Annotated in this window: 6 protein-coding genes; all 6 read right to left on the bottom strand. The window is 34.3% G+C overall.

Going from position 1 to position 9,594, the window contains the following annotated elements; all coding sequences use genetic code 11:
• Positions 1-2,324, bottom strand: a 2,324-nt coding sequence (locus V7M78_RS18060) for a zinc-ribbon domain-containing protein (RefSeq protein WP_333651765.1), incomplete at its 3' end; no start/stop codon positions are given.
• Positions 2,321-3,031 (bottom strand): hypothetical protein, encoded by a 711-nt coding sequence (locus tag V7M78_RS18055; RefSeq protein ID WP_333651764.1) that lies wholly within the window; start codon positions 3,029-3,031, stop codon positions 2,321-2,323. The genes V7M78_RS18060 and V7M78_RS18055, both read right to left, overlap by 4 nt.
• Positions 3,024-4,697 carry a hypothetical protein gene (locus V7M78_RS18050; protein ID WP_333651763.1) on the bottom strand — a complete coding sequence of 558 codons (1,674 nt, stop codon included), beginning with the start codon at positions 4,695-4,697 and terminating at the stop codon, positions 3,024-3,026. The genes V7M78_RS18055 and V7M78_RS18050 overlap by 8 nt, the downstream gene beginning before the upstream one ends.
• Entirely contained in the window at positions 4,690-6,591 is a 1,902-nt protein-coding gene (locus V7M78_RS18045) for a hypothetical protein (protein WP_333651762.1), read from the bottom strand. Before V7M78_RS18045 ends, V7M78_RS18050 begins: the two co-directional genes overlap by 8 nt.
• Complete coding sequence (locus V7M78_RS18040; RefSeq protein ID WP_333651761.1) at positions 6,578-7,888, bottom strand: hypothetical protein; 1,311 nt, start codon at positions 7,886-7,888, stop codon at positions 6,578-6,580. Before V7M78_RS18040 ends, V7M78_RS18045 begins: the two co-directional genes overlap by 14 nt.
• Positions 7,889-8,163: 275 nt before the next feature.
• Positions 8,164-9,573: a hypothetical protein gene (locus tag V7M78_RS18035; RefSeq protein ID WP_333651760.1), complete on the bottom strand. Its 1,410-nt coding sequence runs from the start codon at positions 9,571-9,573 to the stop codon at positions 8,164-8,166.
• Positions 9,574-9,594: the final 21 nt, after the last annotated feature.

Below are 9,594 nucleotides of genomic sequence, written 5' to 3'. Positions count from 1 at the left end.
TTGCGTCCATCGCAATAGGGACAGGTTGCTTCCCCTGATACCCGATCCCTAACCGTAGATTGCCAGTTCATTTTACACTTTGAGCAATCCCATTTTACATATTCTGTATAGGTTGGAAATATTCTATCAGCTTGCACTTTATTTGAATAACTAAACTCTAATGCCAATGTGGGAAATTTAGCTTTAAATGATGTACGTTTGGGATCAACTTTTCGTTCTTCACAGTAGGGGCAATTTCCTTTTCCAACAGTGCGGTCATAGACTGATGCAAAATATTGATTACTACAAGCAGAGCAATTCCACTTAACAGATTTCCTTGTGCTTGGTAAAATTTCATCAGGGTCATCCTCATTTTCATCACACCATTCTTTAAGCAATTTAGAGAAGCGTGCTGCTAATGTATTAAATTTTGCGAGGGGGAGGCGATTCTCACAATATGGACAAGAAAACTTATTTGCAATCGCAGACTGTAGAGCTTCTTTCCATTCATGACCTTTTTCACAGATGAAATAAAATCTTGTATTAATATCATATAAGACATTAGTAGGATTTCTCTCTCCATTTTTTTTGTAATTCCATACCGCTTTTACTGTTGTATGATGAGTATATAAATCATTAAATCCTTTTGATACCTGAATATTTGCACATATCGGGCAGGTTTTGTTCTCATAAACACGATCTCTTGGGCTTGCCTTATATGAGTGTCCATATTCTTCACATTTCCAATAAACAGGAACAGTAGAATTAATCCGTACTTCAGATGGCTGAAGTAGATTTTCAGCTAAATCATATTCCCAAACCAACTCAGGAAATTGAGATTTAAGATCATTTTCTCCGGGAACTAGAATTATATCGTTGCAGTATCCACAAGAAAACTGTAACTTTATCGATGCTAACATAATCTTCTGAATAAATTTATGTCCATTCTGGCAACACCAACCAACCTCTTTATTTGAATATTGCGTATAACATTCAGGTCCCTTAACATTCACAGAATAATCCCAAAACTCCAGCAAGTCAGGTCTCTTATCTTTTAAACTATTCCCGTTATTAATTTCCTCGCAGAAAGGACAACATTTTCTACCATATGATCTTTGCTGAATGCTAGCCATCCATTTATGCTCAGGATTATTTTTACATATCCATGCGACAACATGATTGGAATATTCTGTATACGTATCAGGACTATTCTGATTAACCTCATAGTCCCATTCAGCCAATAATTCGAAGTGTAATTTCTTGAAATCATTTTCACCCACAATAGGAACTTTTCCATCACAAAATGGACAGCCGCCTTTAGGACTTCTAGTTCTTGATAATGGCGATGACTTAAATATTTGATGGCATTTTGAACACTTCCAGGTAATAGTTGCATTTGTTCCTGCCTTTAGGTTTTCTAAGGGAATTGCATTCAATTCAGGAACATATTCCTTAGCATAATCAGAATGTGTGGTAGATAAGTCTGTCACATTTATATGCGCTATTTTCCCAGCACATCGGGGACATTCACGCTTCTTTCCATTCATATGTCGAGATACAATCAACGTTTTCCATTCATATTGACATTTTTGACATTTCCACCATACTGGTTCGGGGTAATTTACAAAAATTGAATCTGGTGTGATATTCGTGTTTTTTTCATAATTCCAGTCAAGTGCCAATTCATGGTTTTTAGACTGAAAATCATTGATCCCCTTTTTTAAGGCGATCCCCATATCACAACAGGGACATTGTAGTTTAGAAACTGTCCTGGATGCTATTTCAGCTTCCCAACAGTAACTACACTTAGGACACTTCCAAAACACTTTAGAACTGGAATTTTTATAATAGGTTTCAGGCCCTTTTTCATTTTGTTCATAATCCCACCATGACAAAATATCAGGTCTTAATGCTGCAAGATTATTAGATTCAAATTCACATTGCTCACAAACTGGCTTTTCTACGAATTTAGAAATTCGCTTTGTAAAGGTATGCCCCTTTTCACACTTAAAGTAAGCTTTTTTTGTTGAATTCGGAAGGATTTTAATTGGGTCTAAAGTATTATTATCGTAATCCCACAAATCTTTAATTATGGGATGTGCAGTTAGTAAATCTGTCTCACCTGTAAAAGCTTCACGCCCTGAACAGAATGGACAATCTATATTAAGCCCATTTTTTGTTCTTTGATATACCTTTGTTTGCCATATATGATTATCATTATTGCTACACTTGAAATAAACCAATTTCCCGGATCTCAATGCAATTTTTTCCAAATCCATTCCCACATTTAAATCATGGCACCATTGACTCGCTGCTATGGGATTTCCATCTTTTAATAGTATCATATTTTATCAAATAAGTCCCTTATCACATTATTTTTCTTTGCCTGTTCAGCCTCTTTCAGCGGATCTAGCAAAGAGTCTGCATCAGAGATAATAGCATCTTTACGAATATGCTCATCTACGGCTTCATTGCTAATTAAAATACCCTCTTGATGTAATAGTTCATTTGCTACCTCTGGATATACATGGGTTCTTAATATATGATTGAGTGCCTGTATTCTTGTCTTAAGCTCAGCATTTACTTCCTCTAATTCAGATATTGTTATTTTACTTTTATGTAGTTCAGCTTTCAGGAAAGCTATTTCCTGCTGTTTCTTTCTGTTTTGTTCTTCTAACTTTGTTTGATTTTGAATGGCAAATGTTGCAGAATCAGATACGGACTGATAATATTGGTCTCGTTTAATAAGCGCTGATTTTAAAGCCGAGATATTACTGTTTTTTAAAAGAAATTGATCTGTATCCAGACTTTTGAATACAGCAACTTTATACGGCTGCATTGATTCTTCTTTTCTGTTGATTTCTTCAATTTTATTCCGTACCTGCTCACATCTTCTGATAGAATAATCCTGTATAGCATAGCCTTTGGAACGCAGATAAGCTCCAAAAGCGGGTATCTTAATTAACTGATTATTTGCTCTACATTCATTTGTATAGTAAATGCCTAACAATGCTAACAGTTCATCTGTTTCAATGTTTTTTGGTCTAGCCATTATCATCCTCCCTGTATTGATGGTTTATCTTTTCTATGCAGTACTTTTCATAGTTAAAAGAACTATTTTCTAATCTTAAAAAAGCTTCCCTTATGTCTTCCTCAAATCCAAGGCCTGCTCTGACACGTTCCACGGATCTGGATAGTAATTTGTAATCCTCCTCAATTTTGCTTCTATAGATAGAATCTTCTTTTAAAAAATAAGAAAATCCTTTTTGCCTGTAGTATGTGCATTCAGGGCAATAACCTATTTCACCAAATTTACCACAACAAGTGTTACAATCACTTATATCACCAGTTAAAAATTTAGGTGAATAACAGCGGCCACCGTCTTCTAGTTCGATGTACTGCTTATCCTCGATTTGAGGTGGATAAAAATTGCTGCCTATAAGGAACTGCTCACTCCCCTCGATTGACTTTCTATATTTCATATATGTTTTACATTCAATCAAATTAGTAATATTAGAGTAATAGTGAGAACTGGTAGCTATGTCACTATGCCCAGCTAGCAACATGGCAATAACAGGGCTTCCTCCTTCAACGATGATATTTATCATTGCAATGTGTCTCGTATCACCAAGATAGATATATTCAAGTTCTTTTTCTGCGAGAACCTTTCCAATGTCTCTATGGCGAATGATAGACATTCCCATTTTCTTTAAAAGAATATTCTTATAAAATAATCGGAGACAGCAACATAAATTCACATAAGTATAATACCTGCTATTTTGATGTTTTTTCTGATCAAAATAAGCATAATGAAACTCAGTCCGTAGTAGTGTATCTAATTGATTTGATTCAAGGCGTTCTGTCTCCTTAATATAATAAAGAATCGCTTCTGCCAATTCATGAGGAATTTCATATCTTACCTGTATGTAATCCTGATCAATATTATAATTCACTACTCTTGAAGAGCCTTTTAAGCGATTCCTTCTTAAAGTAAGATAATAAGAATCCTTTTCCCTATGAATGCAGTTCCTGGGAGTTAATATAAACTCCCTGGGACGAAGTGGTATAATTGCAGTGATCCTCCACCACAAATAAACAGGATAAAAAAACATCCTTTCTCTTAATGGAATTTCCTGACTCCAGTATTGTTTTATCAACTCATCAAAACGAAAATAGCTCTGAAATTGAGCCAAATTTCTCTTATTGGTTGAAGTGGCGAAAGATATCTCAGCAACTGCACAGATTGCCCTTAGTAATTCTTCTCTTCCGTCAGGACTATTGCATGGGAGAATGGAGAAAAAGTCCTCTGCATGCAGTGGCATACGAAGGTTGACAGAGTCGTTATTCCATGTTTTATAATCTGTTTTTAATACATCTTTTATATCATTCAATGCATTACGTATACTGACAAGGACGTTTTTTCCTAATGTGAGTATAATGTATGCTTTTATATATTCAACACATTTAGCCACATTAAAACCAAATATGGGTTCATAAATTCTCTTGTATGTTAGCTCATCAATGGAAAATATCATCCCTACATTCTCATATTCATCACTGAATGCCCACCTCTCATCATCAAAGCTTGTATTCTGGATAATTCCTTGTACAGCGTATCTTTCAAATAATTCTTTCGACTCCTGAATATTACTTTCTGACAGGGTTTCTGTCTCTATTATTGATTCATATAGCGGAATTGCCAAAGCAGCATTATTCATATGCGTTCTCCTTTATGATTTCCTCTAACTCAGTCAATGCTTCGTCACCATATATGTCAGATATACATGAGAATATTTCGTTCATAGCGGGAACTACTGTTTCCCTTAACAGGGTTGTGTATTTATTTTGCAAATGGATATTAGGAGCATTCTCACGAAGGGAATATATTCTTCTGAACTCGCTTGCAAGAAGATATATAGTTGATTTTGTATGAATTTCATAATTGCATCCGATACATTGCCGTCGCTCCGGTGTTGGGCATTTGCGATTCATAGCAGTTATTAGACACAGACTTTCATCTATTTTAGATGCGGCATTTCCACAGGCAATGTTATGTAGGATTGAAAGTATAGTATCATGCTTATTATCTGTAGATGAAACTATTTTTTTTACAATATCTCCTGCCTTTTGTAATGAAAAGTCTGTTATGCCAATAATATTTTCAACCTCATTGGGAGAGAGTCCCAATTCCTGTACTAATTTTGTCTGATCGGAAATTGGAAGTTTATTATAATCTCCGCTGGTAATCATCTTTAATAACATGGAGGGAATAAAACTACACACCCCTCGCTCAAATAATTCTTTGGCGACGAATTCGGCTGTATATCCCGAAAAATTTGCATCTTTAAGATATATTTCGGTTGTCTTTGCAAATTCACCATATGACCCCTTATGACTCCTTGCCATGGCAGCAAGCATATAGCCCTTCGCATGTGGCAGCTTTGATTCCGCATCCAGGATAGTATCAGAAAAAAGTTCTATAGCCTGCATATAAGTTTTGTTTGCACTCCTAACTGAAAAATCTTCTTCAAGAAAAAGTTCTCCAATTTCGTCACCCATATATCTACAAATGCTATTATAATCCGCAATCTTCCGGATAAATGAGTCCTCATCCACATTAGATAATTGGAAATGAGACTCCGCAATAAGAAAAATAAGTCCAAAATGCTTCATTGTACTTTCAGGAATTGTTAATTTTAAATGAGAAATTCCAGTATATTGAGCAGTTTTTGATGGAGTAATCGGAATGTTTCGTAACATCCATAAAACACCATTAATAGCCAATAATGCTTCTTTCCAGTCTGGACAACCATTTGAGACATCCTTTAAAATATCCTGTGGGGCCCGATTCAACCGTGGATGAGGAATTCGCAATAAATCAGTATCTCTTAATGCACAAATCAAATGAAGTGAAAGATAGAGCCATGCATCCGCTGTATTTTTGTTCTGCGCCGCCATTTCATACATAGAATTTGCAATAATATAGTCTTCATTAAATAAGTAATAGATAAGTTGCAAATACTTATCGCTATCATAGGCTTGCTTCAGCTTAGAGCTTCTTTTAAGCAAATTAAAACTCCTGCTATACCTTGTCTTATGATTTTGTTTAATGAAAAACAGAAAATCGCATAGCATATTACCTAATTTCAAATTCAGTTCCTTACACATTAAATCAACCCAGGCCGAGATTTCCTGATTTCCATATAAGAATATTTCTTTTTGGGTACTCCATAAAATAAAATCAATTAGACAGTACAAATCATCTTCAGGAACATTATATTCGACCGAAAATTCTAGTAAAAATTTGGAGGTTTGCGGTAACTTTCTCTTTAGCTCTAAGAGTAATATGTTGATTTTCTCTGAGGTGGGCTTATCTTTGTTTTCAAAAAAAAGGCTAAGATGAAATTCAAGCTTTTGCGCTTCCTGCTCTGTTACGTATAATTCTGGAGAAGTGTCAGAAAAGTGAGGCTGAACATTAAACCAATTATTATCCTCCAGAAAAGTTATTATTTCTTCAATATCAGCTTGTTCCAAAAAAGCCTTATTACTGTCACTTATGCTTAAATAGGATTTATTATAAACCTCAGTAAAGAAGAATTTAAGATTTTTCATTACAATCCTTTCGTGATGCATTATAATTCATGAAGTCAAACATTATATTATTCAATTTACTCAATTGCTTTTCCAAATCACCTTTATTTTGTAAATAAGTTAACGCACTTTCAGGATTTCTATCTCCTCTCCAATATTGGAGTCCTGCAACATCTTCACCAAACAAACATAATTTTACCGAGAACCAATGACGAAATATATGAGGAGATATATTGTATTCCAGCATCATATGTCCATAAGCAACAATTTCAGGATTATCTGATGCAAGCATTAATGGAATACACCTTTTAATCATAGTTTGAAAGCGAAGGCGGTATAGTTTGTAAGTCATTGCCTTTCCTCTTGAATTCACAAACATAGGGCAATAATCCATTTCAAATTTGCATGTCGAAAGGTGTACTTTGTACTTCTCATAGATAAAAAGAAATGCAGGTAAGAACTTAGGGTATACCCGCTGCTTTCTTTCCTTTTTAATTCGTCCAACTGGTAGTAGATCAGAACGTAAGTTTTTTTCTTCGGTAAGGTCTATTGTGACAGAAGTAATATCCAGTCCTACTTTATTGATTAAAAGACCACTGCCTAATGGACTTATCTCTTGCCTAACATTACAGCATTCTGATGGCCTTAGGCCAGCAAAAGAACTGAATGCCAACATGAATGCGATATCTACATAATTACTCATTGCATAGGACATAACCAGCTCAAAAACCGCATTGGGCATGTCACGAAATATTTCTCTTGGCCTTCCAGCATGATAAATAGTGAAAGTCGGAACTGTTTTTGTTAAAGCTTTACCTGTTCTTTTTGAACGATATGTAACAATTTTATAAAGTTGAGTCCTTTTTAATTTACATATAGACTCATGATCTTCAAGATAAGATTCCAAAAAAGCCAAAACAACCTGAACACAACGATTTACAGTTGCCTCTGTTCGTGCTACAATCCCGTTTTCTGAGTCAGTTCCATAATTGACGAAGAAATCCTTCACCATATCAATTGTAAGGTCTGTCAGGCTTGTTATTTGATATTTAGAGAAGTTTTTTATAAACACAAAATTCAAAAATGCACATACAAACCAAAAGCGATTGTTCCCATCATCTGTAATTGGTTTAGATAATTTATTATTATTGGAGTGAATATGTCTATGCAGCGTGGTAAATCTTACTATATTACCATATGAATCTTTTAGCACAATAAATTGCCTACTAATCAGGCGATCATTAAAGATAATCAGTTGGTGGCTATAAACTGAAAATTTGTAGCTGCCAATATAGCTAAAACTCGTCATTCCCTCCATGATACCTCCATTTTGTCTTTTATCCAGTAACAATAATTATATTGTAATAACCTAAATCGTTAATACAAAAGCGACCGTTCTTACAAAAAATAGGTGACAATACAACCTTCTGAAAAGCTGGTTGCAGTTGGGACTGAGGTTCTGTACCATATGTATCCTATTCAGAACATGCAAATGTGAATGCGAAAAGTATGTAGGCATTATCGATATGCATTAGTTGCTTGTTTTTCTTATAAGTAGAAAAGGCGGCCTGTTGGTCGCCTTAATATGAATGCTTAAAGAATATGCTGATACGTGGAATAGTCTACATGGGTATTACTACTAATTCGTGAAACATAACTCCAAAGCTCAAAAAATACTGGCTTTACATTTTTTGAAAACTGTTCCATAATTTCCTCAAACTCTTGGACTATAATCATTTCGTCTACCCCATAAAATAAATCCTTTGCTTCAGCAAGAGATTTTTCCTTTATAGAATCTTTGTTTTCAATAATAAGATAAGAAAGTAAATTTAAAGTATTCATTGACTGATAAATTGCTTCACCATTATTATAATTATCATGTAAAAGCATATTGCATAATTGTATAAAAGTTTTACAAAGAGAAATAAGCTCTCGATATGGGTAGATAGAATACCCGTTATAATATTTTGGTTCTATAAAAGTCAAAAAGTCTTTAACATTTTGTATTTGAGACTGATAGCATCGAATAATGTTACGAATTTCAACCTTCACAGGTTCAGTCACAGTAAATACGCTATTAAGGCGTTTACAGTATCCGTCTTCTAATTCTTTCGCTGGCATAACAAGATTAATATAATTCCATTCCCGTGCACGTTCAATAGCAGAGCAAGTACGATAAGCGATTCCATCGTAAATTTTATTTTCTCTTACCCAAAGAAGCAGCTGTTGAGGGAATATATATTCTTCAACAAATGAGACTTCTCGATTTGCCACTTCAAGGGAACATGCAACCCTTAAAGGGAAAAGCACAAGATATTTAGCTATGAAGTTATCAATTAAAGAACCATCTTCTGGATGGTTATAATAATTTAAGCTAACTGAACTCACAAAATCAATTGGCTGAATAGTAAAGTCTATTAAATTTACTCGATTAGAGTTTGTTGCTTCTAACATGAAAGCTGCATAACTAAACTCTTTTGGCATTCCACATTCAAACCAACACATTTCAAGACCAGATGATAGATATAAACAAGGATATCCTGGTATACTATACCGATATGATTTGATTAGATGTCGTTTATTCATTGGAATATGAAATAAATCAAGTCTATCAAAGATTTGATTACCAGCACGCATACGGTAATATGAGCGATAAGACTCATAACCAATATCTCCAATACTTTTTGTAAATAAAAGTGTTTCGATTTTTTTCATCATTACCGAAAAATGTTTATATAGTTTTTTCATGTCAGCAGAGTCATAATAATCAAAGACAGTTAAAATATCTGCACATAGTTCCTCCAATGAAGATACTTTACTTGCTAAAAGGCTATAACATTCTTCTCTTAATGAGCAGTTTTCTGTCCTATTTAGAGCATCTTTGAAGCTATTAATATAATCTGAAAAATAAATTTTCAAAAATTGTTTCACCGTCATATTGCCACGCGAAACAGGTAATCTATGTGTTAGTATTAAATCATAAAAATTATCTTTCGGTAACATGAATACACCCTTCTATTTTTT

Source organism: Lacrimispora sp., from assembly GCF_036758025.1.
Taxonomy (GTDB): Bacteria; Bacillota; Clostridia; order Lachnospirales; family Lachnospiraceae; genus Lacrimispora.
This window is presented reverse-complemented; position numbering and strand designations above follow the sequence as displayed.